22 protein-coding genes are annotated in these 24779 nt (G+C 68.9%); 12 read left to right on the top strand and 10 right to left on the bottom strand.

All coding sequences use genetic code 11. The features are described from left to right. Positions 1-18: 18 nt before the first annotated feature. Positions 19-1311 carry an ABC transporter substrate-binding protein gene (locus Pmi06nite_RS35385; RefSeq protein ID WP_203957561.1) on the bottom strand — a complete coding sequence of 431 codons (1293 nt, stop codon included), beginning with the start codon at positions 1309-1311 and terminating at the stop codon, positions 19-21. 357 nt (positions 1312-1668) lie between these two features. Here Pmi06nite_RS35385 and Pmi06nite_RS35380 point away from each other — a divergent pair, with 357 nt between their 5' ends. The 4 genes from Pmi06nite_RS35380 to Pmi06nite_RS35365 all read left to right on the top strand — a co-directional run bounded on the left by Pmi06nite_RS35380 (position 1669) and on the right by Pmi06nite_RS35365 (position 7185). Then, positions 1669-3837, top strand: coding sequence for a discoidin domain-containing protein (locus tag Pmi06nite_RS35380; protein WP_239114422.1), 2169 nt, complete (start codon positions 1669-1671; stop codon positions 3835-3837). A 113-nt stretch (positions 3838-3950) separates the two neighbouring features. Then, on the top strand, positions 3951-5240 hold the full coding sequence (locus tag Pmi06nite_RS35375) for a DUF1996 domain-containing protein (protein WP_203957560.1): 1290 nt from the start codon (positions 3951-3953) through the stop codon (positions 5238-5240). 174 nt (positions 5241-5414) lie between these two features. After that, positions 5415-6428 carry a sulfite exporter TauE/SafE family protein gene (locus Pmi06nite_RS35370; RefSeq protein ID WP_203957559.1) on the top strand — a complete coding sequence of 338 codons (1014 nt, stop codon included), beginning with the start codon at positions 5415-5417 and terminating at the stop codon, positions 6426-6428. After that, on the top strand, positions 6400-7185 hold the full coding sequence (locus tag Pmi06nite_RS35365; RefSeq protein ID WP_203957558.1) for an aminotransferase class IV family protein: 786 nt from the start codon (positions 6400-6402) through the stop codon (positions 7183-7185). The genes Pmi06nite_RS35370 and Pmi06nite_RS35365 overlap by 29 nt, the downstream gene beginning before the upstream one ends. Positions 7186-7242: 57 nt before the next feature. Here the strand turns inward: Pmi06nite_RS35365 and Pmi06nite_RS35360 are convergent, their stop codons facing one another. Then, complete coding sequence (locus tag Pmi06nite_RS35360) at positions 7243-7800, bottom strand: DUF4142 domain-containing protein (protein WP_203957557.1); 558 nt, start codon at positions 7798-7800, stop codon at positions 7243-7245. A 162-nt stretch (positions 7801-7962) separates the two neighbouring features. On the opposite strand from Pmi06nite_RS35360, the gene Pmi06nite_RS35355 reads away from it, so the two are divergent. Continuing rightward, positions 7963-9042, top strand: a complete 1080-nt coding sequence (locus Pmi06nite_RS35355; protein WP_203957556.1) for a sulfite oxidase — start codon at positions 7963-7965, stop codon at positions 9040-9042. 116 nt (positions 9043-9158) lie between these two features. Then, positions 9159-9974 (top strand): SAM-dependent methyltransferase, encoded by an 816-nt coding sequence (locus tag Pmi06nite_RS35350; protein ID WP_239114421.1) that lies wholly within the window; start codon positions 9159-9161, stop codon positions 9972-9974. A gap of 10 nt (positions 9975-9984) precedes the next feature. On the opposite strand, the gene Pmi06nite_RS35345 is transcribed toward Pmi06nite_RS35350, so the two are convergent. After that, positions 9985-10359 (bottom strand): luciferase domain-containing protein, encoded by a 375-nt coding sequence (locus tag Pmi06nite_RS35345; protein WP_203957555.1) that lies wholly within the window; start codon positions 10357-10359, stop codon positions 9985-9987. 238 nt (positions 10360-10597) lie between these two features. On the opposite strand from Pmi06nite_RS35345, the gene Pmi06nite_RS35340 reads away from it, so the two are divergent. Further along, a complete protein-coding gene (locus Pmi06nite_RS35340) occupies positions 10598-10873 on the top strand; it encodes an isoamylase early set domain-containing protein (RefSeq protein ID WP_203957554.1) in 276 nt (91 codons plus the stop codon). An 8-nt stretch (positions 10874-10881) separates the two neighbouring features. On the opposite strand, the gene Pmi06nite_RS35335 is transcribed toward Pmi06nite_RS35340, so the two are convergent. From Pmi06nite_RS35335 to Pmi06nite_RS35315, 5 genes are all read right to left on the bottom strand, one after another. Beyond that, on the bottom strand, positions 10882-11742 hold the full coding sequence (locus Pmi06nite_RS35335; protein ID WP_203957553.1) for a metal ABC transporter permease: 861 nt from the start codon (positions 11740-11742) through the stop codon (positions 10882-10884). Beyond that, entirely contained in the window at positions 11739-12626 is an 888-nt protein-coding gene (locus Pmi06nite_RS35330) for a metal ABC transporter permease (RefSeq protein WP_203957552.1), read from the bottom strand. Before Pmi06nite_RS35330 ends, Pmi06nite_RS35335 begins: the two co-directional genes overlap by 4 nt. Further along, positions 12623-13393, bottom strand: coding sequence for a metal ABC transporter ATP-binding protein (locus tag Pmi06nite_RS35325; RefSeq protein ID WP_203957551.1), 771 nt, complete (start codon positions 13391-13393; stop codon positions 12623-12625). Before Pmi06nite_RS35325 ends, Pmi06nite_RS35330 begins: the two co-directional genes overlap by 4 nt. Continuing rightward, positions 13390-14352, bottom strand: coding sequence for a metal ABC transporter substrate-binding protein (locus Pmi06nite_RS35320; protein ID WP_203957550.1), 963 nt, complete (start codon positions 14350-14352; stop codon positions 13390-13392). The genes Pmi06nite_RS35325 and Pmi06nite_RS35320 overlap by 4 nt, the downstream gene beginning before the upstream one ends. Positions 14353-14549: 197 nt before the next feature. Continuing rightward, a complete protein-coding gene (locus Pmi06nite_RS35315; protein ID WP_203957549.1) occupies positions 14550-15659 on the bottom strand; it encodes a glycerophosphodiester phosphodiesterase in 1110 nt (369 codons plus the stop codon). A 140-nt stretch (positions 15660-15799) separates the two neighbouring features. On the opposite strand from Pmi06nite_RS35315, the gene Pmi06nite_RS35310 reads away from it, so the two are divergent. Beyond that, positions 15800-16408 (top strand): hypothetical protein, encoded by a 609-nt coding sequence (locus Pmi06nite_RS35310; RefSeq protein WP_203957548.1) that lies wholly within the window; start codon positions 15800-15802, stop codon positions 16406-16408. Positions 16409-16488: 80 nt separating this feature from the next. Here Pmi06nite_RS35310 and Pmi06nite_RS35305 read toward each other — a convergent pair whose 3' ends face one another. Next, positions 16489-17286 (bottom strand): DUF72 domain-containing protein, encoded by a 798-nt coding sequence (locus Pmi06nite_RS35305; RefSeq protein WP_239114420.1) that lies wholly within the window; start codon positions 17284-17286, stop codon positions 16489-16491. Between the two features lie 113 nt (positions 17287-17399). Here Pmi06nite_RS35305 and Pmi06nite_RS35300 point away from each other — a divergent pair, with 113 nt between their 5' ends. Next, the gene (locus tag Pmi06nite_RS35300) at positions 17400-17945 is read left to right on the top strand and encodes a type 1 glutamine amidotransferase domain-containing protein (protein WP_203957686.1); all 546 of its coding nucleotides are present in this window, start codon (positions 17400-17402) and stop codon (positions 17943-17945) included. An 87-nt stretch (positions 17946-18032) separates the two neighbouring features. Then, the gene (locus Pmi06nite_RS35295) at positions 18033-18911 is read left to right on the top strand and encodes a sugar kinase (protein ID WP_203957547.1); all 879 of its coding nucleotides are present in this window, start codon (positions 18033-18035) and stop codon (positions 18909-18911) included. Positions 18912-18983: 72 nt separating this feature from the next. Here the strand turns inward: Pmi06nite_RS35295 and Pmi06nite_RS35290 are convergent, their stop codons facing one another. Then, complete coding sequence (locus tag Pmi06nite_RS35290) at positions 18984-21725, bottom strand: GcvT family protein (RefSeq protein ID WP_203957546.1); 2742 nt, start codon at positions 21723-21725, stop codon at positions 18984-18986. Positions 21726-21797: 72 nt separating this feature from the next. On the opposite strand from Pmi06nite_RS35290, the gene Pmi06nite_RS35285 reads away from it, so the two are divergent. Next, entirely contained in the window at positions 21798-22718 is a 921-nt protein-coding gene (locus Pmi06nite_RS35285; RefSeq protein WP_203957545.1) for a phosphotransferase, read from the top strand. Positions 22719-22728: 10 nt separating this feature from the next. Next, complete coding sequence (locus Pmi06nite_RS35280) at positions 22729-24279, top strand: amino acid permease (RefSeq protein WP_203957544.1); 1551 nt, start codon at positions 22729-22731, stop codon at positions 24277-24279. The last annotated feature ends 500 nt before the right edge of the window (positions 24280-24779 follow it).

Below are 24779 nucleotides of genomic sequence, written 5' to 3'. Positions count from 1 at the left end.
AGCCGGCCACCCGGCGAGCTACTTGATCCGGTCGAGGTCCTGCAGGGCCTGCTGCCACGACGCGTCGGGCTGCTGCTTGCCCTGTTCGATGCGTTGCAGGGCGTTGCCGAACGCGGTGAGCACGTCACCGGCCTTGGGCCCCACGTGCTGGGGCTTCAGAGCCTTGGCGGCGTCGGTGAAGATCTTGCCTGTCGGCGCGTCGTTGAAGAACGGGTTGGTGAAGCCCGTGATCGCCGGGTCGTCGTACAACGCGGGGATCGACGGCAGAGCGCCGGCGTCGGTGAAGAGCTTGAGCTGGTTGTCCTTGCTGGTGAGCAGGTCGATCAGCTCGGCGGCCTCCTTGGGGTGCTTGCCCTGCTTCGGCGCCATGAGGTGGGTCCCACCCTGGTTGCCGCCGCCACCGCCGGGCACCGCCGCGACGTCCCACTTGCCGGCCGTGGTCGGGGCCGCGTCCTTGATGCTGCCGGTCTTCCACGACGGGCAGACGATCGTGGCGAATGAGCCCTTGGTCAGGCCGGTGTTCCATGGGGGGCTGAAGGCGGCGAGCTTGGCCGACTCGTCCGCCTGGAGCATCTGGACCGACAGGTCCCACGCCTTCTTCACATCGGGGTTGGTCCCGGCGACCAGGTTGTTCTGCTCGTCGTAGAACCCGACGGGAGCCTGGTCGACCATGGCGCGGAAGTTCTCACCCGGCCCGTCGAACCACTTGGCGTTCTTCACCTTGGCGGCCATGAACTGCTGGCCGACCTTCGCGTAGTCCTCCCACGTGGGCCAGAGCTTGGACACCTCGTCACGGTTGGTCGGCAGGCCCGCCGCCTTGAACAGGTCGGTCCGGTAGCACATGGCCGTGCCGCCGATGTCGGTGCCGAGGCCCAGCAGCTTGCCGTCGGGCGACAGGCCCTGGCTCCACTTCCAGTCCAGGTAGTCGGCCTGCCTCTTGCCCAGGCCGTACTGGCCGAGGTCGTAGAACTTGTCGGCGAGCGGAGTGAACGTGGCGATGTATCCGGCCTCGACGGCCACCACGTCCGCGGCGCCCGCGCCGGTCGCGAGTTGCGTGGTGAGGTTCTTGTGGTGGTCGTTGAACTGCGCCCGACGCTCGACGATCTCGACGTTCGGGTGGGTCTTCTTGAACTCCTCGTACAGCGGCGCGAAGTGGAAGTCGCTGAACAGTCCAACGGTGAGCTTGATCTTCTCGGCCGGCTGGCCGGAGGCCGCCGGTTCGTCCGAGCCGCCACCACAGGCGGCCACACTGGCGGCCAGTAAAGCTGCGGCGAGCATCGGGGCGATGCGTCCGGGGCGAAGCTTGCCCATAGAACCCTCCTTGGGCCCCTTAAGTGATCTTGTAGGGAGCGCTCCCTCACACGGTGGATTCCGGCGGCATTTCGTGTCAAGGGCCCCCCTGTAACAATGGTGGATACCTGCGGAACGGCGTCCGGAATAATGCGAGAGAGCGGTTTCTTAGCGCCAATCCCATATCCGCAGTTCAGAGCGGCACAGCCTGATCGGATCGCCGGATCAGAGAGCGCTCTCTACTTGTAACTCGAGGGATATTACGGGTGTGCGTTGCATTTCGGTTTGGTTAACGGGGTTCTTGACAGCTCTTCCTAACAAGTAGCACGCTCCTGTCCGGGAGCGCTCCCTGAACCCCCCGCCCGCCAAGGAGACCCCGTGAGTCCATCCCGCAGTCCAGGACGTCACCGCCTGGGCCTACTGGTCGCAACGGCGATCATCCTCATCACGTCCTGCTTCGTCCTGGTCCCCGCCGCCGCGGCCGACACCCTCATCTCCCAGGGGAAGACGGTCACCGCGTCCTCAGTGGAGAACGCGGCGTTCCCCGCCGCCAACGTCGTCGACGGCAGCCTGACCACCCGCTGGTCGAGCGCGTTCAGCGATCCCCAGTGGATCCAGATCGACCTCGGCTCCGTCCAGACCGTCAGCCAGGTCGTGCTCAACTGGGAGGCCTCCTACGCCAGGGCCTTCCAGATCCAGACCTCAGCCGACGGGACGAACTGGACGTCCGTCTACTCCACCACCACGGGGACGGGCGGCAACCAGACGCTCGCCGTGACCGGCGCCGGCCGCTACGTCCGCATGTACGGCACGCAGCGCGCCCTCCCCTACGGCTACTCACTGCTCGAGTTCCAGGTCTACGGCCCCGGCGGCACCTCGCCGGGTTGCGGCACGGCCGACGCCGCACGCGGCCGCCCCGCCACCGCCTCCTCCACGGAGAACGCCGTCTTCCCCGCCGCCAACGCCGTCGACGGCGACGGCGGGACCCGCTGGGCCAGCGCGTTCAGCGACCCGCAGTGGATCCAGGTCGACCTCGGATCCGCCCAGCAGATCTGCGGCGTCACCCTCACCTGGGAGGCGGCCTACGCCAGGGCCTTCCAGATCCAGACCTCCGCCGACGGCACGACCTGGACGAACGTCTACTCCACCACGACCGGCACCGGGGGCACCCAGGCCCTCGACGTGACCGGCACCGGCCGCTACGTCCGCATGTACGGCACGCAGCGGGCCACGGCCTTCGGTTACTCGCTGTTCACGTTCTCCGTCCGCACCGGTTCCGGCACCACGCCGACGCCCACGCCGACCCCCACCCCCACACCGACGCCGACTCCCCCTGACCCGGGCGGCGACAAACTGCTGTCGTACGGCAAGCCCGGCGTGGCCTCGACCTCCCAGAGCGACGTCAACTGCTACGAGTGCATCCCCGCCCGCGCCTTCGACCGTGACCCGGCGTCGCGCTGGGCGACGAGCAGCACCACCGGCTGGGTCGACCCCGGCTGGATCTACGTCGACCTCGGCGCGACCGCGCAGATCCACAAGGTCGTGCTCCAGTGGGACCCGGCCTACGCCAGGGCGTTCCAGATCCAGGTGTCACCGGACGCCGCCAACTGGACCCCGATCTACTCCACCACCACGGGCACCGGGTTCAAGCAGACCCTGACCGTCAACGGCACCGGCCGCTACGTCCGCATGTACGGCACGCAGCGCGCCACGGCCTACGGCTACTCGCTGTGGGAATTCCAGGTGTGGGGAACCGGTGGCGCCCCCACCACCCCGCCCCCGCTCCCGTCAGACCCGCGCAACCCACCGCAACTGGTGTGGAGCGACGAGTTCAACGGCGCCGCCGGCGCCAAGCCCGACCCCGCCAAGTGGACCGTCGACACCGGCACCGGCCCGAACAACGAGCTGGAGTACTACACGAACAACAACAACGCCTCCATGGACGGAGCCGGCAGCCTCGTGATGGAGGCGCGCAGGGAGACCACTCCCGGCTCGGCCTGTCCCGGCGGCACCTGCCAGTACACCTCGGCCCGGCTGAACACCTCCAACAAGTTCCACTTCACCTACGGCCGCGTCGAGGCCCGGATCAAGGTGCCCAAGGGCAACGGCTTCTGGCCCGCGTTCTGGATGATGGGCGCTGACTTCCTGACCGGCCGGCCCTGGCCGTACAACGGGGAGGTGGACATCATGGAGGTCCTCGGCAAGGACGTGAAGACGTCCTACTCCACGATCCACGCCCCCGCCTACAACGGCGGAGCCGGGATCGGCTCGCCGTACACGCTTGCGGGGAACGCGGACTTCTCCGCGGACTACCACGTCTGGGCCGCGAACTGGGACAGCAAGGGCATCGTCTACACGCTGGACGGCCAGACGGTGTTCACCCTCAGCAAGGACCAGGTCGAGGCGACACGGGGACCGTGGGTCTACGACCACCCCTTCTACATCATCCTCAACCTGGCGGTGGGCGGCGACTGGCCCGGCCCGCCGGACGCGAGCACGCCGTTCCCGTCGAGGATGCTCGTCGACTACGTGCGCGTCTACCAGTGATCAGCACTGATCCAGCACTGATCCAGCACTGATCCAGCACTGATCGAGAACTGATCAGCCGGTGGCCCGGGAGTCCTCCCGGGCCACCCACCCCCCCACCCCTGGAGTCCGCCATGTCACCACCCAGCCATGTCCCCCGCCTGAGACTGGCGGCGCTCGCCGCCGCCCTGTTCGCGCTCCTCGGCGCCTCCGCGGTGTTCCTCCCGCGTGCCGAGGCCGCCGCACCCCCGCTCTCCCAGGGGCACCCGGTCACCGCCTCCTCCACGGAGAACGGCGGCTCTCCCGCCTCCGCCGCGGTGGACGGCAACCTGGGCACCCGCTGGTCCAGCGCGTTCGCCGACCCGCAGTGGCTGCAGGTCGACCTGGGCGCGACCGCCACCGTCAACCAGGTCGTGCTCAACTGGGAGGCGGCCTACGCGAGGGCCTTCCAGATCCAGACCTCCACCAACGGGACGAGCTGGACCACCGTCTACTCCACCACGACGGGGACCGGCGGCAACCAGACGCTCAACGTCGCGGGCAGCGGCCGCTACGTCCGGCTGTACGCCACCGCCCGCGCCACCCAGTACGGCGTGTCCTTGTGGGAGTTCCAGGTCTTCGGCAGTGGGGGAACGACGCCTCCGCCGACCGGTGGCGGCGGGAACGTCGTGCGCGTCGCGGAGTTCCTCGCCGACTGTCCCTTCAGTCACCGGCTCCCCGATGACCCGATCATCTACCCGGGCCTGCCCGGCGCCTCCCACATGCACAGCTTCTTCGGGAGCACCACGACCAACGCGAGCTCGACCCTGACGAGCCTGCAGAACGCCAACAGCAACTGCAACCCGGCCGTCGACAAGTCGGCCTACTGGGTGCCGACGTTGTACAAGGACGACGTGCCGGTCGAGCCGGTCATCACCACGTTCTACTACCTGGGCGAGGGCGTCCGTGACGACGTCATCGCCCAGACGCAGCCCATGCCCCTGGGCCTGCGCATCGTGGCCGGCAACGCCAAGGCGACGGCGCCGGACGCCACGACCATCTCCCGCTGGTCGTGCCTGCACGCCGGCGAGGTGAACCCCGGGAAGGACTTCGTCAACTGCCCGGCGGGCACGATGCTGGAGTCGTACCTCGACTTCCCGCAGTGCTGGAACGGCAGGGACCTCGACTCCGCCGACCACAAGAGTCACATGGCCTACCCGGTGAACGGCCAGTGCCCGGCGACCCACCCCGTACCGGTGCCGAAGCTGCGGCAGGTCCTGCGCTATCCCGTGACCGGCGACCCGTCGCACTTCCGGCTGGCGTCGGGAGCCGGGTTCACGATGCACGGCGACTTCTTCAACGCCTGGCCTGAGGCGGAGATGGCGCGGCGCGTCAACGACTGCATCCGTCCCATCATCAAGTGCGGGGCGGACGGTCACCCTTGACAGGCCCTTGACTGACACCTGGTGACAGTCACCCGACCCCTCGGGGTGGAGCCTGGTCTCCGGGCCCCACCCCGAGGTTCAGACCACCGGCTCAGGCATCCGGCTCCGACATCCGGCCCCGGAATTCTCGAACGATGTACTCGATTATTCCGATGGTTTTGGTAGGATTTCCCGATGCATTTCGACTACGTCATGGCGATCGGCTCCTTCCTGGTCGCGGTCGTCGTCGGACTGACGGGCATGGGCGGCGGCGCGCTCATGACACCCATGCTGGTGACCTTCTTCGGCGTGCCGCCACTCGCCGCGGTCTCCAGCGACCTCGTCGCCGCGGCCGTCATGAAGCCCGTCGGCGGCTTCGTCCACCTGCGGCGCGGCACCGTCGACCTCAGGCTCGTCGGCTGGCTGTGCGCGGGTTCGGTTCCCGCCGCGTTCTGCGGCGTGCTGGTCGCGCGGGCGCTCGGCACCGGCGAGGACGTCCAGGGTGTGATCCAGGCGGCTCTGGGTGTCGCTCTGCTCATCGCGGCGGCGGGCCTGGCCGTACGCGGCTATCTCGCCATGCGCGACAGGGCCGAGGAGCGCACCCCGGCGACGGGACGGCGGACGGCGGTTCCGGGCGAGCCCGCCGCGACCGGCCTGCCCACCGTGACCGTACGGCGACTGCCTACCGTGCTGGTCGGAGTCGTGGGCGGCCTGGTGGTCGGCATGACGTCGGTGGGGTCGGGCTCGCTGATCATCGTGGCGCTGCTGGCCCTGTATCCCGCGCTCAAGGCCAATCAACTCGTCGGCACCGACCTGGTCCAGGCCGTGCCGCTCGTCATGTCGGCGGCCCTCGGCCACGTGCTCTTCGGTGACTTCCAGTTGTCGGTGACCGCCGCGCTGCTCGCCGGGTCCGTCCCCGGCGTCTATCTCGGCTCGCGCATCTCCTCCCGCGCTCCCGGCGGGCTGGTGCGCCGGATTCTGGCGTTCGTGCTGCTCGCCTCGGCGCTGAAGATGTTCGGCGTGGGCAACACCGCCACGGTGTGGGTGCTGATCGGCGTGCTGCTCGCCGCGCCCGCCGTCTGGGCCCTCCTGCGTATCCGGCACGGCCTGCCCGCGATTCCCCGGAGGCGCGCTCACCTCCCTGTTCGCAACGACAGCCCGGAAACCCCCAAAATGGGGCATGAGACTTCTGGCTCAGCCGCGAATTGAGGTCAACGGCCGTCCGCCGTCCGCCGAGCAGTTCCCGCTCCCGCTCGTCAACCACGGGCACTTCACCGCCATGCAGGTCAGAGGCGGGAAGACGCGTGGCCTCGATCTCCATCTCGCACGACTCGACGGCGCCACCCGGGAGTTGTTCGGCGACGGCCTGGACGGCGACCAGGTACGCGACCACATCCGGCACGCCCTCGGCGACGACACCCCCGACGCGTCGGTGCGCGTCTACGTCTACTGGCCGGAGGGCGACGACGCGGCGTCCGTCGTGGTGACCGTGCGCCCGCCGGCCCCCACGCCCAAGAGCCCGCAGAGCCTCAGGTCGGTCGGCTACCAGCGGCCGGCCGCCCACATCAAGCACCTCGGCGGATTCGGGCAGGCCTACTACGGCCGCCAGGCCGTACGTGAGGGCTTCGACGACGCGCTGCTGACCGGTCACGGCGGCGTCATCGCGGAAAGCGGCATCGCCAACATCGGTTTCTTCGACGGGACGTCCGTCGTCTGGCCCGACGAACCGTCCCTGCACGGCATCACCATGCAATTGCTCGAGCCGCGACTCCCGGGCATCGGGATCGAGTCCCGGCGCGGGCCGGTGCGGCTGGCCGACGTGACCGGCTTCGAGGCGGTCTTCATCACCAACTCCCACGGGGTCGCCGCGGTGGGGCGCATCGACGACATGACGCTTCCCACCGGGCACGACGTCGTCGAAGCCGCGGCGCGCCTGTACGAGACCGTCCCCTGGGACGTCATCTGAGCGTGGTCTCCGGCGCCGATGTGGGCCTTGACCGCAGAACGGGACCGTGGTCCCGGTTCAGTGGCCGGGCATCCCGGCGTCGGGGATCTCTCCGCCCGCCTGGCTCAGCAGGGCCAGATGCGCCCGTACGGCCGGCCTCGCCTCGGCGGCGAGTTTCTTCACCTCGAGGGACGAGCCCGTGCGCAACTCCTGGGCGATGGCCTGGAGAAGGTGGTGGTGATGATCGGCCTCGTGAGACAGCCAGGCCCGGTCGAACGCCGCCCCCTTGTTCCGCGCCATCCGACGGAAGTCCGCCATCCCCGCGGCCCCTGCCGTACCGGGTAGCGGGACCGCGACCTGCCCGGCCACCCGCTTGACGTCCTCGTCGAGCGCGATGTGGTCCTTCACCAGCCGCTTCGCCAGATCGCGTACGGCAGGCGCGCTCGCCGTCCTCTCGACCATCGGGCCGTGTTCGATCATGTCCAGGTTCGCCTGATGCGTCTCGGTCAGGAACATGCGGTCCTGCTGGTTCACCCCCTCCTGCCGGTTCACCCCCTCCTGTGCGACGGCGAGGCCGGCCGTCCCGCCCAGCACGACGACGGACACGCCCAGCACGACGGCGATTCTCGACAGCATGCGACCCCCCGGTTCGGCCGTTGTCTTCCGTTCGCCCTGTTGATATCCCTGTTGATATCCTGTTGATATTTCGGAGTTGATAATTCGGATATAAGCCCTATACCCGGACAAAGTTGCCGGTCACGCGGTCTCTCGACGGGCCACGAGGAGAGGGCGGCACCGATGACCGAACAGCACACCGCGACGCGGGCCCTCACCACGCGCGAGGTGGTCAAGCCGACTCCGGCGGACCTGATGGAGGACACCGGCACCGGGCTGGACTTCGGGACGCGTCCCGACCGACTGCCCGGCCATCTCACCCCCACCGACCGCTTCTTCATCCGCAACCACGCGCCGACGCCCCGGTTGGACCCGACGGCCTGGACTTTGCGGATCGAGGGCGGCGGCGTGCGCGTGCCCGTCTCCTACACCTACGACGATCTGTGGAGTCGTTTCCCGATGATCTCGGTGGTCCGCACGCTCGAATGCGCCGGAAACCGCCGCGCGCTGTTCGCCGAGGAGGTCGGGGCCCGCTTCGAAGGCACGCAATGGGGACGCGGCGCCGTGGGCACGGCGGAGTGGACGGGCGTGCGGCTACGCGACCTGCTCGAACCGGCGGGGATCACGTCCCGCGCGTGCGAGATCATGCCGGAGTCCCTCGACGCGGTCCGCGCACGCAGGCCGATGCCGCTGGCGAAGGCTCTGGCGGACGACACCCTGCTCGCCGTCGCCATGAACGGCGAGATCCTTCCGCCCGATCACGGCTTCCCCGCCCGGATCGTGGTGTCCGGCTGGCTGGGCGCGGCCAGCATCAAGTGGGTGGGCCGCATCGAGGTGTCGGAGCGGCCGCTCCACGTGCCCTGGAACACCCGTGACTACGTGCTCATCGGCCCCGGCCATCCGCCCGAGGGGACGCCCATCACCGGCGTGCCCGTGTCCGCCCTGGTCGAGCTGCCCTGGCCCGGACGACTCCGGCCCGGCCCCCAGATCGTCCGCGGAAGGGCCTTCGCGGGCGAACGACCGGTCGTGGCGGTCGACTACCGCATCGACCATGATCCCTGGAGGCCGGCGGTCCTGACCACGCCGGGCACGGCGGGCGCCTGGGCGCGCTGGCAGTTCCACTGGAACCCCCGTCCCGGCGACCATGTGATCCGCGTGCGCGCCAGCGACGACCAGGGACGTTCCCAGCCCGACTCCAGCCCGTGGAACGCTCTCGGCTACTGCCAGAACGCGGTGCTCGCCCACCCTGTCATGGTCGGGTGAACGCGCCCTCCCCCTCCTCGCCTGCCCGCGAAATTGCTGGCTTGTGCCAGCAATTGATTTGAATTCCTGCTAACGCCTCATATGCTCGCAATAGATCCCCATAAAGGAGCGAATGTTTGGCTGAGGACGAACCCCTGCCGCACGGAATCGATGTGCACATCCCGAACGCCGCACGGATGTACAACTACTTCCTGGGCGGAAAGGACAACTTCCCCGTCGACAGGGAGGCCGCCGAACACGTTCTCGCGGTCGCGCCCGAGGCCAGGCGACTGGCGTGGCAGAACCGACTGTTCCTGCGCAGGGCCGTACGTCATCTCACGGCGGACGCCGGGATCCGCCAGTTCGTGGACATCGGCACGGGGCTGCCGACCCAGGGGAACGTCCATGAGGTGGCCGGCGAGGTCGACCCCGGGACCCGGGTGGTCTACGTGGACAACGACCCCGTCGTCCTCGGGCACGCCCGCGCCCTGCTGTCCAACGCCACCAACACGATCACCATCCCCGGTGATCTCCGGGAGCCCGAGCGCATCTTCGACAGCCCCGAACTCCTGTCTCTGATCGATTTCGCCGAGCCGGTGGCGGTGCTGCTCGTGGCCGTGCTGCACTTCCTGCCCGACAGCGACAAGCCCGCCGAGGTGGTCGCCCGGCTCCGTGACACCTTGCCGCCCGGCAGCTATGTCGTGTTGTCGCACGTCACCGGGGAAGAGCGCACGACATCCGCCCGCCAGGGCGCCGCCGTCTACCAGAGGGCCAGTTCGAGCGTGACGTTGCGCGGACGCGCCGAGATCTGCGGCTTCTTCGAGGGATTCGATCTCGTCGACCCCGGAGTGGTACGGCTCGACGAGTGGCGGCCGGACCACGACGCCCCCCTGGCGAGCCGGGGGCTCGACCTGCCGACGTGGTTCCTGTGCGGCGCCGGCCGGGTGCCCTGACCTGGGACTGTCAGCAGGCGAGACACTCCGACATCTCGGGCTCGGGCTCCGCCCCGTCATGGCTCCTGATCGCCAGGCTGAACAACGCGACGAGCAGGTCCGCGTCGTCCTCGGTGTCCAACCGGATGCCGATCCAGTCGCGGTGCGGCTCCAGCGCCACCTGCTGCGCCGATTCGAGAGCCGGGCGCATCCGCTCGATGAGCGGCACGGTCAGCCACAACTCCGCCTCGTTGCCGGTGTGCAGGTGGAGGATCTGCCTCGCGCCCACCGACACCCCTGCTCCGCTGCCGCATACGGCCGTACCGGTCCGGCATTCCGGCCAGGTCTCCAGCTGCTTCAGGACCCGTGAGGCCATCGACTGCCTGGCGATTCCAGACACGCTCATGTACCCATCGTGACCGCCGGGGAGATCGGCAGGAAGCGGGTAACGGCAATCGTTATTCACCGGACGTACACCCGCATCTCACCCATCGCGGCGCACCCCAGTCAGGAAGCCGAAACGAACTTCCGGCTAGTCCTCAAAATACGGTGAATATTGTGTTACGCGCCGCGTGTCCCATTTCTCCAGAACGGTGACTGCACGGAATGCTGTGCTCATCCCGGCCACAAGGGAGGATCTTCACATGCTTCGGCGGACCCGCCTTTTCGGACAGAAGACCCGCGTCACGTTCACCCTTCCCCTTGATCAGCCCTCCGGCGCCGTCAGCGTCGTCGGCGACTTCAACGAATGGCGGCCGGGCGACCACGTGCTGCTGCGCCGCCGCGACGGGACACGGACCGTGTCCGTGATCCTGCCGGCCGGCGTCCACCGTTTCCGCTACCTCGCGACCGGCGGGGTGTGGTTCGACGACGAGACCGCGGACAAGATCGACCACCTGGGCAGCGTCGTCTACCTCTGACACCCGTCCTAGGCGCGCGCCTCTTCCGGCACCGCGACCGGCGACGCGGGCACGCCCGCCGCGGGCCGCAGCCTGCCGCGCAGGACCGAGGCGAGGAAGGCCAGGCCGAACGCGGCGCCGCAGAACAGCGCGATGGACGCTCCGGCCGCGATGTTCCACTGCGTGGAGACCCAGACGCCGGCGAGCGCGCACGAGACGCCGACCGCCACGGCGATGGGGAACAGCAGGACGAGCCGGTCGGTGATCAGCCGCGCCGTCGCGGCCGGGCCGACCAGGAGGGCGACGGTGAGGATCGCGCCGAGGGCGGGCACGGTGGCCACCACGGTCACCTCGATGATCGCCAGAAGGGCGAAGTCGAGCACCGCGGTGGGCAGCCCGACGGCCGACGCACCGTCCCTGTCGAAGGCCACGAGCAGCAGTTCCTTGCCCAGCGCGGCCATCACGACGAGCACCACGACGGCCACGCCTGCCGTGATCACCAGATCCGAGGTGCTCACCGCGAGCACGTCGCCCACCGTGTAGGCGGTCAGGTCCTTGCTGAAGCCGTCCTGCGCCGACACCAGGACGACGCCGAGGGCGAACCCCCCGGACAGCGCGATCCCGGTCGCGGCGGTGAAGTCCTGTCCGCGCGCCCGCGAGAAGACGACGACGGCGAGGACCACGAGCAGGCCGAAGACGCCGCCGCCGAGATAGAGGTCGACGCCCAGCAACGCGGCGATGACGATGCCGGGGAAGGTCCCGTGCGTCAGCGCCATCGTGAAGAACGGCAACCTCCGCGCGATGACGAACACGCCCACCACGCCGCCGAGGACGCCGACGAGCGCCGCCTCGATCATGGCCCGGTGGACGGTGGAGTCGAGCCAGCTCACCGCGTCATCTCCAGTTCAGGGGTGCTCAGCCGGGCACGGCCGAGCCCCACACGTCTCCGTACGGCTCCCGCCAGGGCGGCCACGCCGTACAGGACGACGAGGACCAGGACCACGGTGCCGCCCGAGGCGAGCCGAAGCCCGTGGTAGACGGAGGCCTCGTAGCTGGCCGCGAGCCCGAGCCAGCCGCCGAGGGCGCCGATGAGACAGGCGAGCGGCACGATGAACACGAGGCGGTCGGACAGTGCGCGCGCCGCCGCAGCCGGGACGATCAATAGCGCGATGACCAGGATCGTCCCCACGGCCTGCACCGCGGCGACCACCACCAGGGCCACGGCGACGTTCATGACCAGGTCGAGCAGGCCGACGCGGATGCCCGACGCCGCCGCGCCCTCGGGGTCGAAGGTGCGCAACATGAGCTGTCGCCGCAACACCGCCAGCAGCCCGGCGACGAGGACGGTCACCACGGCGGTCTGGACGAGCTGCTCCTGGGTGACGGTGAGGATCCGCCCGAACAGGAACTGCGTGAGATCGGAGGTGAAGGCGGTCCGCCGGGAGACGAGCACGACGCCGACCGCGAACAGCGAGGTCAGCACCATGGCGAGCGCGGCGTCCTCGCTCACCCGCCTCCGGTGGGCGAGCACGGTGAGCAGCACCGCCGTCAGCGCGCCCGCGGCCAGCGCTCCCCAGAAGACGCCGTCCTGGCCGGCCATCAGGTAGCCGATGACCACGCCGGGGAAGACGGTGTGGGTCAGGGTGTCGCTCACGAACGCGAGACGGCGCAGCAGCACCAGGACCCCGACCGTGCCGGCGAGCACTCCGAGGATGACCAACTCGATCAGCGCCCGTGCCATGAACGGCAGATGGAACGGCTCGAACAGGCTCATGTCTGGGTCACGATCACCCGGTCACCGCGCAACTCCAAGGCGTGCCCTCCGTACGTCGCCCGGAGCCGCTCGGGGGTCAGGATCTCGTCGGTCGGCCCGAAACCGAACTGGTGGCGGTTGAGCAGGCACACCTCGTCGCAGGCGAGATGCGCGATGGCCAGGTCGTGCGTGCTGACGACGACCGCGGCCCCCTGCTGCTTGAGCTGGGCTATCGCTTCGAGCAGTGCGTGCTGGCTCACCGCGTCCACCCCGTTGAAGGGCTCGTCGAGCAGCAGCAGCCGCGGCTGGGCGGCGATCGCCCGGGCGAGGAGCACCCGCTGACGCTGGCCGCCGGACAGCGTGCCGAACCTGTTCCTGGCGCGGTCGCTGAGCCCGACGCGCTCCAGCGCCTCGGCCGCGAGGGCGCGGTCGGTCGCGGACGGACGACGGAGCCAGCCGATCTTCCGGTAGCGGCCCATCATCACCACCTGCTCGACCGACACCGGGAAGTCGGGGTCGAGGGTGTCGGCCTGCGGCACGTAGGCGACGTCGCGGCGCGCCTGCGCGGGCGTGACGCCGAGCACCTCGATCCGGCCGCGGACCGTCGGCACCAGGCCGAGGACGGCTTTGATCAGCGTGGATTTGCCGGCGCCGTTGGGGCCGATGAGCGCCACGGCCTCGCCGGAGTGGACGGTGCCGTGCAACTCCTCCAGCACCGGTACATGCCCGTAGGCGACACTGGCCTTTTCGAGGACCAGCGCCGCCGTACGGTCTTGCTGCTGTGTCATGTGGCGGAACCCTTGAGGGCGGTGACGATCGTGTCGGTGTTGTGCTCTTCCATCTGGAGGTAGGTGGCTCCCGCCGACCCCTCCGGACCGAGGGTATCGCCGTACAGCGAGTCCTCTCCCGCCTCCACCTCCACACCGGCCTCACGGCCGATCGCGTCCGCCGTCTTCGGCGGCAGGGACGACTCGGAGAAGATCGCGGTGACACCGGTCGACTTGATCTTCGCGACGAGATCGGCGATCTGCTTGCCGGACAACTCCGCCGAGGTGTCGAAGCTCGGGATGATCGAGCCCACGAAGGTCAGCTTGTAGCGGTCGATGTAGTAGCCGAAGGCGTCGTGGTTGGTGACGAGCTTGCGCCTGTCCACCGGAATCGAGTCGATCTTCTTGGCGATGTCGGCGTCGAGAGTGTCGATCTTGGCGCTGTAGGCGGCCAGGTTGGCCTGGTAGGCCGACGCGTCGGCGGCGTCCTTTGCGGCGAACGCCTTCTCGATGTTGGTCGCCATGATCTTCGCGTTCATCGGGTTGTGCCAGATGTGCGGGTCCCCGGCGGCCTCTTCCTCGGACCCGTCGCCCTGACGGATCGCGACGCCCTGGCTGGCGTCGACGATCGTGCCGTTGAAGCCGGCGGACGTGATCACCTGGTCGAGCCACTTCTCCAGGCCCACGCCGTTCTTGACCACGACATCGGCCTCGGCGATGGCCTGGATGTCCGCGGGGGACGGCTCATAGTCGTGCGGGTCGACGTTGGGCTTGAGGATCTGCTGGACCACGACCTTGTCGCCGCCCACGTTCCGGGCGAAGTCGCCGACCTGGGTGGTGGTGGCGACGACCTTGAGAGGCTGGGGAGCCCCCGGGCTTCCGCTGGACTGTGACGAAGACGACGAGCCGGAGCCACAGGCAGCCGCGAACATCACGACAAGAGCGGCGACCGGCAGGGATCGGGCAAGAGGGGAGCGCACGACAGTCCTGTTCGATTCGACGTATGTAAGCGTATCTAGGGGATACAACCGAATCGTGGCGCAAATGAAAATGATTGTCAACTTCGTTTCGGACTTACGGCACCCCGGAACGACGACGTGCCGATGACACCGGTCATCGGCACGCCAGGTGATTCAGGTGGTTCTGGTGGCTCAGATGGCTCAGGTGGCTCCTGCGCCTAGTGAAGCGCGCGGGCTCCCAGCACCGCGCGGGCGATACCGGGGTCGTCGGAGAAGACACCGTCGATGTTCTGGTCGAACAGCTTGTTGAAGTAGCCCGTGACGTCACCGGTCGCCCGGGCGTACACGGGGCTCGCCGGGTCGCCGCGCCGGTAGTCCACCGGGAGCTGCGAGTTCTCGGGGCGCACCGTCCAGGTGTGCACGTCGAGGTGCGCCCGGTGCGCGTCCCTGACCAGCGTGGTCGGGGCGACCGTACGGCCGTCCGCACCCACGGGCAGGATGCGGGTGGTCGCCACGCCCACGCCGTACGCGTAGGACGCCACGTCCTTGAGGCCCGCCGGGGTGACCATCTGGTCATAGGTGAAGCCGTCACCCTTGGCCACGTGGTCGTAGGGCGCGCCGGACCCGTTGACCAGCTGGATGAGCCGCAGCTTGGTCTTCTTGTGCAGGTCGCGGATGTTCGCCGTCTCGAACGACTGGATGAACACCGGGTCGCTCGCCTTCCGCCAGCCGTGCCTGGCCAGCGTGGCGAGCAGCGGCTCCTCCAGGGACAGCCCGATGGAGTCGAAGTAGGTCGGGTGCTTCGTCTCGGGATAGACGCCCACGCCATGACGCTGGGCGAGGTCGATCACCTCGTCGAAGGTCGGGATCGGCACCAGGCCGTTGAAGGCCGTGCTCTCCGGGCGCAGGTCGGGGATGCGCTCCTTGGCCCGGAGGGTGCGCAGCTCGGCGAGCGTGAAGTCCTCGGTGAACCATCCGGTCACCGCCACGCCGTCGATGGTCTTGGTGGTGCGCCGGCTCGCGAACTCGGGGTGGTCGGCCACGTCGGTGGTCCCCCCGATCTCGTTCTCGTGCCTGGCGACGAGGATGTGGTCCTTGGTCGAGACGAGGTCGGGCTCGATGAAGTCGGCGCCCAGGCCGATGGCCGTCTCGTAGGACAGGAGAGTGTGCTCCGGCCGCCAGGCGCTCGCGCCTCGGTGGCCGATGACGATGGGCTCACGGTCACGCTTGTCAGCGGTCGCCGAGCCGGGCTGAATCAGCACAGCGGCCACGGTACCGCCCGCGATGACGGCCAGGGCTCCGGCCACGAACTTACGGATCATGGTCATGGCCGGACCATAAGCGCTGTAAACGACCCCCGCATTAAGGCGAGGTGCCCACTCGGCGCCGTTTCGCGAACATGAACCTGGATTTCCTGGGCAGTCGGTGGTCGCCCGCGAATCAGAACCGCAGCGTGAGGTGAGGTCACATGGTCCTCCTGGGCCTTCTCTTGATCATTGTCGCGGCGGCGGCCATGATCGAGGTATCGATCGACGACACCGCCGTTACGATGCCGATCACCATCTTGGATCGGACGTTCAATCTGAGCCCGTTCGAACTGTTCCTCGCCGGCGCGGCGACGGCAGTGGTGTTCCTGATCGGACTTCTCATGGTCAGCGGCGGCATGCGCCGGTCGACCGCGAAGCGCCGCAAGCTCCGCGAGGCCCGGGTGGCCGAGCGGCAGCGCCTGTCCCAGCTTGAGGCCGAGAAGCGCGACCTGGAACGGCGACTGGAGGGAACCGGCCCCGCGGCCGATCCCACAGCCGGCCCCACAGACCCTGCCACCGCCGGCCCCGGCCCTGGCACCGATCCCGTCACCGCCCGTGCGGCAGAACGGGAGCGAGAGCGTGCGGCGGCCCGCGAAGCCGACATCCGCGAAGCCGACACGCGTGAGATGGCCCGTCCCGGCCGGACGGAACGTGACCGTGCCACCGAACCGGCCGGTCGTCCCATCTCGGTCCCGGCCCAGCCGCCTGATCAGCTCGTGGCCGGCCGCCGTGGCACGGCCCGCTCCGACGACCCCGGCGACCGGGCCTGACCAGATCTCCCGTGAGCCTCATGCCGCTCATGCCGTCCCGCGTTTCAGCGGAACGCGGGACGGCATGAGGTTCGCCTACGTCAGGGCTTCCCGCCCGCGTGCATGGACTCGAGCTCGTCGAGTTGCCTGACGCGGCTGACGTCCCACCCGGCGTCCTCCGCCAGAACGGCGAGCGTGAAGGCGTTCCGTACGGCGGCGCCGCCCAGATCGTTGTTGAAGTAGACGTACACGTCCCGCACATCACCGGCGTCACCCAGCCGGTCGAGCCAGGTCTTCAGCGCCTGATCGCCATAGCCGGGCCACGGCCGGGCCCGGCCCTCGTGGAACCGCAGGTACGCCCAGTCGGCCGTGCGCCACAGGGGTGACTGCGGCTTGCCCCGCCTGTCGGCCCAGCACAGGGCCGCGCCGCTTTCACCACTTCCGGCCAGGACCTCCCGGATCTCGTCCGTCCACCACGACTCGTGCCTCGGCTCGACCGCGACCCTGACCCTCTTCGGGAAGCGCGCGAGACACCGGCGGAGCCGCTCCGCGTCGGCCTGCAGAGTGGGCGGCAGCTGCAGCAGGATCGGACCGAGCTTGCCGCCGAGCCCTTCCGCCACGCCCATGAGCCGCTCGACCGGCTCCTCCGGGTCCTTCAGCCGCTTGATGTGCGTGAGGAACCTGCTGGCCTTCACCGCCATGACGAAGTCGTCCGGCGTGCGCTCCCGCCAACTCTCGAACGTCTCCCTCGTGGGCAGGCGGTAGAAGGCGTTGTTGTTCTCCACGGTGGCGAAGGCCTCGCCGTACCTCTCCAGCCAGAGCCGCTGGGGCACGCCGGAGTAGATCATGTCCCGCCAGTCGGCGTATTGCCAGCCGGAGGTCCCGATGAACATCGGCATACGACTCCCCTACCCCACATTCGGCATAGATCGCCCATAGCGGGGCAGGCGAATTTCGGACAGGCCGGATTCGGGCCGCCCAGCGCACAAGAAGGTAATGAGAGGGGCGAATGATGATCCAGGGAAAGACGATCGCCTTTCTGGTCGCTCCTGAGGGAGTCGAGCAGATCGAGCTCACCGAACCGTGGAGGGCCGTCGAGCAGGCCGGCGGAACGCCGCGGCTGGTGTCCATCAGGCCTGGCCGCGTCCAGGGGTTCGACCACTTGGACAAGGCCGACACCTTCCCGGTCGACATGACGGTCGACGAGACGTCCGCCGCCGAGTTCGACGGACTGGTCCTGCCTGGCGGCGTGGCCAACCCGGACATGCTGCGCACCGTTCCGAAGGCCGTCCAGTTCGCCAAGAGCTTCTTCGACGCGGGCAAGCCGGTGGCGGCCGTCTGTCACGCGCCGTGGACGCTCATCGAGGCCGACGTCGTCCGCGGCCGTACGCTCACGTCCTGGCCGAGTCTGCAGACGGACCTGCGCAACGCCGGGGCGGAGTGGGTCGACCAGGAGGTCATGATCGACACGGCCGGGCCGAACACGCTGGTGACCAGTCGCAAGCCCGACGACCTCAAGGCGTTCTGCCAGGCGTTCCTGGACGCGTTCGCCACCTGATCGGCATACGGCTTACGCGTGGGGAACGGGCTCTGCCATGCTTTCACGCGGCACCATCGCGGCACGAGAGCGCGGAGAAATACTGGCATGACCGAGGTGTTCACGCTCGGAGAGGCGCTCGGCGTCGTCTCGGCCGACCGGATACGACATGACATGACGGCCCGTCTGGACGTCGAAGGTCCCGAGCTGACGATGGCCGTCGGCCTCGCACGGCTCGGGCATCGGGTCGCCTGGCTCGGCCGGGTCAGCATCGACGAACTTGGCGCACGCACGCTGAGCGTTCTCCGCGGCGAGGGCGTGGACGTCTCCCACGCCCGGGTCGACGAGACCGCCCCCACCGGCATCGTGGTCCGCCAGCGGCGGATCGGCCGGTTGTCACACGAGGTCCACTACCAGAGCGGCTCCGCGGGGTCGCGTCTGTCCACGGGCGACGTCCCCGCCGAGGCCGTCCAGTCGGCGCGGATCCTGCACATCACCGGCATCACGCTGGCGCTCAGCGGATATGCCTGGAGCGCCGTGTACCATGCGGTCAAGCTGGCACGCGATGCCGGGGTGCTCGTCTCGGTCGACGTCAATCACCGGCCTCACCTCTGGGACAGCGTCGACGAGGCACGGCAGGCGCTGGCCGAGCTGGCCGCCTCCGCCGACATCCTGTTCGCCAACCAGGACGAGCTTCCGCTCGTCGAGCCGGCGCTGGCGGGCGTTCCCGAGCTGGTCGTGACCCGCGGGGCCAAGGGGGCGAGCGCGACGGTCGACGGCCTGCGGTATGACACCCAGGCGGCGCCGGTGACCGCCGTCGACGCGGCGGGGGTCGGCGGCGCCTTCGTCGCGGGCTATCTCAGCGCCCTCCTCGACGATCTCCATCCCTCCGACCGGCTGAAGCGGGGCATCTCGCTGGCCGCGTACGCCGTGGCCGGCCACGGCTCGTGGCAGGGGCTGCCCACCCGGGGCGAACTGCCCCCGTGACCAGCGCCGTGACCCGGCCCGTGACCGACCTGCGACCCCGACCTGCGACCCGACCCGTGACCAGGCCCGCGATCACATCGTCCAGGGCGCGCTTCTGACCCGGTCGTGACCGGGGTCGTAGAGGGGCTCCGCGACGATCTCCGCGCCGACCCAGGTGCCGTTCACGCCCACCTCCACGCGTGTGCCCGCGGCGATACCTGCGACATCAGCGTCATCGCCGGCACCGCCGGCATCGCCTGCGTCGCCGGGCAGGTACGCGTAGGCGATCGAGCGGCCGACGCGACAGCCGTACCCGCCGCTGGTGATGCGGGACACGGGCCGCCCGTCCAGCCGGACCGGCTCGCCGCCCAGGCAGACGTCACGCTCGTCGTCCACCACCAGGCAGCGCAACGTCTGGCGAGGCGCCGGAAGGGCGGCCCGCCGCTCGGGCCGTACGACGAAACCGAGTCCGGCTTCGAGCGGCGTCGTCTCTGGGGTGATGTCGAGTCCCCAGACCCGGTAACCCTTTTCCAGCCGCATCGAGTCGAGGGCGCGATAGCCCGCGGGGCGCATGCCGTACGGCAGGCCGGCCTCCATGAGCGCGTCCCAGAGGGTCAGGCCGAACTCTGCCGGGCAGTACAGCTCCCACCCGAACTCGCCGACGAAGGTCACCCGCTGGGCCAGCACCGGGACATGACCGACGCTGATCTGCCTGGCCCGCATGTATCCGAAGGTCAGGTCGTCGTCGCTCAACGCGCTCAGGATGTCGTACGCCCTGGGTCCCCACAGGCAGTAGCAGGCGTGGGCGGAGGTGACGTCCCTGACCTCCAGGCCGTGGCGGCGCAGGATCGCGGCGTCGTGGACGCCGAAGGCCGTCCCCGTGATCACCCGGAACCGGTCCTCGGCGAGTCGCGTCACGGTGACGTCGGCGTCGATCCCCCCACGTTCGTTGAGCACCTGGGTGTAGACGACTGTGCCGACGGGCCGGTCGAGACCGTTGCCGCAGACGCGTTCCAGGTCGGCCAGGGCGTTCTTCCCCGAGACCTCGAGCTTCGAGAACGACGTCTGGTCGAAAAGGCCGGCGGCGCTCGCGGTGGCCAGGCACTCCTCGCGGATCGCCGGGGACCACGCCTTGCCCGCCCAGCCTCTCGGCTCGGCCCCGCGGGAGGCGCCGCGGGTGGCGCCGCGGGTGGTGCCGGCCTGATCGCCGCCCGGAGCGACGGGCGAACCGGCGGGCGAACCGGCGGGCGAACCGGCGGGCGAACCGGCGGGCGAACCGAACCAGTTGACCCGCTCCCAGCCGGCCTTCTCCCCGAAGGCGGCGTCGAGCGCGGCATGCCGTACCCATGCGGGCGAGCGACGGAGCGGCCGGGCCGCGGTGCGCTCCTCCCCGGGATACACGATGTCGTAGTACTTGCTGTAGGAGTCGAGCGCCTTCTCCCTCGCCCACCTGGCCGAGCGCGCGTGGGCGCCGAAACGGCGGACGTCCATTCCGAAGACGTCGTACTCGGGACCGCCGTCGACGATCCACTCGGCCATGACCTTGCCCACGCCACCGGCCGCGGCCAGGCCGTGAACGCAGAACCCCGCGGCGACCCAGAAGCCCTGAACTGCGGTCTCACCCAGCAGGAACTCGCCGTCCGGGGTGAACGCCTCCGGCCCGTGGACCACCTTCCGGAACACTCCCTCGGCATCCGCATGGTCGCCTGAGCCTGACCGGGCAGTGTTCTGGGCGCTGTTCTGGGCGCTGTTCTGAGCGCTGATCTGGGCGCTGGTCCCGGCGAGGTGTCCCGGCAGGCGGCGGACGGCCGACTCCCACGACTCCCGAAATTTCGGCATATCAGGGGCGAAGAGCGTGCGCGGCTCGGCCAACGGGCGTGCGACGTCCCAGACCTGCGGCGTACGGATATATCCCCCCACGAGGATCCCGCCGCCGTCTTCCCTGAAGTAGACGATGTTGTCCGGGTCACGGACGGTCGGCGTGTCCGCCGGGACGCCCATGGGTTTCGTCACCACGTACTGGTGCTTGATCGGCACGATCGGCACATCGACGCCCGCGAGGCGCCCCACGACTCCGGCGGCCGCGCCCGCGGCGTTGACCACGGTCTCCGTGCGAACGACCCACTCGTCGTGCTGCCCGTCTCCGCGCCTGCCTCCTCGCCCGCCGTCCCGCCTGTCTTCTTGCGCGCTTTCTCGCGCGCTTTCTCGCTCGCTTGCTTGCCCGCCTTCTCGCGCGCCATCTCCTGCCGGCGTCGCGCGGAGCCGTACGGCATGCACTCGGCCGTCCTCGACCTCCACGCCGGTCACCTCGACACCGGTGAAGATCTTGACCCCGAGCCTGCGGGCGCCTTCGGCGAGCGCCCGGCCCAGCCGCGCGGGGTCGAGCCATCCGTCACCGGGAAGCCACAACGATCCCTGGACGTCTCCGACCTCCATCGAGGGAAACCGCTCCAGGGTCCGCGCCGCGTCGAGCATCTCCATGTCGAGGCCGTAGGTCTCCGCCGCACCGGCCTGACGCAGGAGTTCCTCCTGGCGTTCGGGAGTCGTCGCGAGCCGCAGCCCGCCGACGCCGTGCCAGCCCGGGTCGAGCCCGGTGAGTTCACGCAACTCGGGGTAGAGGCCGGCCGAATACATGATCATGCGCGTCTGTGTCACCGTCGACCGGAGTTGCCCGACGAACCCGGCCGAGTGCCAGGTCGTCCCCTCGGTCAGGTCATGCCGCTCGACCAGGATCACGTCGGTCCAACCCAGCCGGGCAAGGTGGTAGGCGACGCTGCATCCGGCCACGCCACCACCGATGACGACGACTTGGGCGTCGGCAGGAAGTTGCGACATTTAAACCGTCCTGTAACACCTGGCCCGCACAATCGGATCAATGGTCTGAAGGTAGACCAAAAGGAGCCGGGCATGCCAGATGCCGTCAAAGACGCGCTGGAGCTCGTCACGGCCTGGGCCGGCCGGCCGATCACCTCCACGACGATCAAGGGCGGCCTGAGCCACCACATCTCCCGGCTGGAGACCGAGGACGGCGAACGCTGGCTCCTCCGCGTCCTGGACCCCGCGATCGCGGCGGCCGGACTGGGCATCCCGCTCGACCAGGAGATCGCGAACACGCTGCGCGCCGCTTCCACAGGAATCGGTGCGCGCGTCCTTCATGTCATGCCGGGCGCGTTGGTCCTCGAATACCTCGACGGCGTCACCCTCAACGCTCCCGCGGTGCGCACCCCCGCGACGATCGAGAAGGTGGCGGCCGCCTGCCGGCGGCTCCACGCCGGACCGCCCTTCGTGAACGACTTCTCCATCTTCCGCAAGCTCGACGATCTGCTGGCGCGGTGCCGTACACACGGGTTGCGGCTCCCCGCGGGATACACGGACCTGTTGCCCGTCGTGGCCGACATCGAGGCGGCCGTCAACGCGCGCCCGCTGCCGACCGTTCCGTGCCACAACGACCTGCTCGCCGAGAACCTGATCGCCACAGGACCGGACATCCGCATCATCGACTACCAGCTTTCCGGCAACAACGATCCCAGCTTCGAACTCGGCGACATCGCCGCGGAGTCCGACCTCGACCCCGACCAGGTCGTACGGCTCACGCGCGCCTATTTCGGCGATGACGAGCAGGTCCCGCGGGTGCGGCTGAACCTGATCATGTCCAACCTCACCTGGACGTTGTGGTTCGTCGTCCACCAGGGCCTGGTCCGCGATCGAGCGCTTCCCGGCTTCGACTACAACGCGGAGGCCGCCGACAAGTTCGCGCAGGCCGTACGAGATATCGAAGATCCGAGCTTCGGCCATCTGATCGACGGCCGGACATCCCCCACCTGTTAGAGGAGGCCTCATGGCGCAAGCCCTCGACGACGACGCCAAACGACTAGCCGAGCTCGGTTACAAGCAGGAACTGTCCCGATCGTGGAGCGGTTTCTCCAACTTCGCGATCTCCTTCTCCATCATCTCGATCCTCGCGGGATGTTTCACCACCTTCGGCCAGGCGTGGAACAACGGTGGTCCGCTCGCCATCTCCGTGGGCTGGCCGTTGATCTCGATTTTCATCCTGATCATTGGTTTCTGCATGTCGGAGCTGGTCTCGGCCTACCCGACCGCCGGCGGGATCTACTGGTGGGCCACGAAGCTGGGCAAGCCGATCCACGGCTGGTTCACCGGCTGGCTCAACCTGGTGGGTCTGATCGCGGTGACCGCCTCGGTCGACTACGGCTGCGCCACTTTCCTCAACATCACCATCGGCCGGTTCAGCGACAGCTGGGCCGCCGGCAACGCGCTACACCAGACTTTCCTGCTGTTCGCCGTCGTCCTGGTGCTGCACGCACTGATCAACATCTTCAGCCACCGGTTGATCTCCATCCTGCAGAACATCTCCGTCTGGTGGCACGTCTTCGGCGCCGCAGCCGTGGTCCTGATCCTGATTTTCGGTCCGTCCAAGCACCAGAGCGTCGGGTTCCTGTTCGAGCAGTTCAACAACTCCGGCTTCGGCGGCGGAAGCACCTCCGGGGCGACCTTCTGGCTCTACGTCCTGCCGCTGGGCTTCCTGCTGACCCAGTACACGATCACCGGTTTCGACGCCTGCGCGCACGTCTCGGAGGAGACGCACGACGCGGCCAAGACTGCGGCCAAGGGGCTCTGGAAGTCGATCTTCTACTCGGCGATCGGCGGCTGGATCCTGCTCCTGGCGTTCCTGTTCGCGGCCACCGACGTCGACGCGGTGAACAAGGAGTTCGGCTTCGTCGGGGCCATCTTCACCTCGGCTCTGTCGTCGCCTCTCGCGACCGCCATCTTCGGCATCTCCACCATCGGTCAGTTCTTCTGCGGCATGAGTTGTGTCACCTCCATGTCGCGGATGACCTACGCGTTCTCCCGCGACGGCGCCGTGCCCGGCTGGCGGCTCTGGTCACGCGTGGACCGCAACCGCACTCCGGTCAACGCCATCATCGGCGGCTGCGCCGTCGCCCTCCTGATCACGCTGCCCGCGCTGTACGCCCCTCCCGGAAGCGCCACCCCCGTGGCGTTCCTGGCCGTGGTCTCCATCGCGGTGATCGGGCTCTACCTGGCCTTCCTCATCCCCATCTGGCTCCGGCTCCGTGCCGGCGACTCCTTCCAGCCCGGCCCCTGGACACTCGGGCGCAAGTACAAGGTCCTGGGCTGGATCGCCGTGATCGAGATCATCATCATCTCGATCTACTTCATCCTCCCCATCGCACCCGCGGGTGTGCCAGGCAACAAGGACTTCGCCTGGACCTCCGTCAACTACGCCCCCATCGCGGTCGGCGCCGTCCTGATCGGCATCGCCCTGTGGTGGAGCCTGTCCGCCAAGAAGTGGTTCACCGGCCCACGCCGGACGATCGACGAGGTCGAATCACCCGAGACCGTCGCCTGATCCTCCAGCCTTGATCCTCCGGTATCGATCATCTGGAGCCCCATCTTGTACGGCCCGCCCCACCCGGCGGGCCGTACGAGTGTCAGCCCCTCCGTCTCGCCCAGCCCCAGCATCCGGCCCAGGGTCCCGAGCCATCTGTGGGTCCCAGTCCTCCGAGCCACCCCTCCGGTCCAGCATCCCGAGCCACACCTGGCCCAGCCCTAGAACCGGCTCACTTGTCCGGACCGTTTTGGCCGGCTCGCCTGACCGGACCGCATGGGTGGATGACTCTGCCGGACCGCTCTGTCGGGCCCGCTCGGCCGGACCGCTCAGCCGCGTGCCCGTCGGGAGTCCCGGGCGTTGACGGGACCCATACCTTCGCTTCGTGCCTTCGGGCAGCCGTCATCCCCGGTCGGCGGCATGTTCGCGCCCTCCCGGTGCCCGTGTCGTCTGGGGTCTGGGTCTGGGTGTGCTGATCATGTTCGCGTGGGGCGGTTGATGCGTGGGTTGAGGTAGGTGAA

Source organism: Planotetraspora mira, from assembly GCF_016863275.1.
Classification (GTDB): Bacteria; Actinomycetota; Actinomycetes; order Streptosporangiales; family Streptosporangiaceae; genus Planotetraspora; species Planotetraspora mira.
This window is presented reverse-complemented; position numbering and strand designations above follow the sequence as displayed.

Coding starts and splice junctions, on each gene's coding strand:
- Pmi06nite_RS35385 (WP_203957561.1), bottom strand. CDS start 1,311: ATGGGCAAGCTTCGCCCCGGACGCATCGCCCCGATGCTCGCCGCAGCT.
- Pmi06nite_RS35375 (WP_203957560.1), top strand. CDS start 3,951: ATGTCACCACCCAGCCATGTCCCCCGCCTGAGACTGGCGGCGCTCGCC.
- Pmi06nite_RS35370 (WP_203957559.1), top strand. CDS start 5,415: ATGCATTTCGACTACGTCATGGCGATCGGCTCCTTCCTGGTCGCGGTC.
- Pmi06nite_RS35365 (WP_203957558.1), top strand. CDS start 6,400: ATGAGACTTCTGGCTCAGCCGCGAATTGAGGTCAACGGCCGTCCGCCG.
- Pmi06nite_RS35360 (WP_203957557.1), bottom strand. CDS start 7,800: ATGCTGTCGAGAATCGCCGTCGTGCTGGGCGTGTCCGTCGTCGTGCTG.
- Pmi06nite_RS35355 (WP_203957556.1), top strand. CDS start 7,963: ATGACCGAACAGCACACCGCGACGCGGGCCCTCACCACGCGCGAGGTG.
- Pmi06nite_RS35345 (WP_203957555.1), bottom strand. CDS start 10,359: ATGAGCGTGTCTGGAATCGCCAGGCAGTCGATGGCCTCACGGGTCCTG.
- Pmi06nite_RS35340 (WP_203957554.1), top strand. CDS start 10,598: ATGCTTCGGCGGACCCGCCTTTTCGGACAGAAGACCCGCGTCACGTTC.
- Pmi06nite_RS35330 (WP_203957552.1), bottom strand. CDS start 12,626: ATGAGCCTGTTCGAGCCGTTCCATCTGCCGTTCATGGCACGGGCGCTG.
- Pmi06nite_RS35325 (WP_203957551.1), bottom strand. CDS start 13,393: ATGACACAGCAGCAAGACCGTACGGCGGCGCTGGTCCTCGAAAAGGCC.
- Pmi06nite_RS35315 (WP_203957549.1), bottom strand. CDS start 15,659: ATGACCATGATCCGTAAGTTCGTGGCCGGAGCCCTGGCCGTCATCGCG.
- Pmi06nite_RS35310 (WP_203957548.1), top strand. CDS start 15,800: ATGGTCCTCCTGGGCCTTCTCTTGATCATTGTCGCGGCGGCGGCCATG.
- Pmi06nite_RS35305 (WP_239114420.1), bottom strand. CDS start 17,286: ATGCCGATGTTCATCGGGACCTCCGGCTGGCAATACGCCGACTGGCGG.
- Pmi06nite_RS35300 (WP_203957686.1), top strand. CDS start 17,400: ATGATCCAGGGAAAGACGATCGCCTTTCTGGTCGCTCCTGAGGGAGTC.
- Pmi06nite_RS35295 (WP_203957547.1), top strand. CDS start 18,033: ATGACCGAGGTGTTCACGCTCGGAGAGGCGCTCGGCGTCGTCTCGGCC.
- Pmi06nite_RS35290 (WP_203957546.1), bottom strand. CDS start 21,725: ATGTCGCAACTTCCTGCCGACGCCCAAGTCGTCGTCATCGGTGGTGGC.
- Pmi06nite_RS35285 (WP_203957545.1), top strand. CDS start 21,798: ATGCCAGATGCCGTCAAAGACGCGCTGGAGCTCGTCACGGCCTGGGCC.
- Pmi06nite_RS35280 (WP_203957544.1), top strand. CDS start 22,729: ATGGCGCAAGCCCTCGACGACGACGCCAAACGACTAGCCGAGCTCGGT.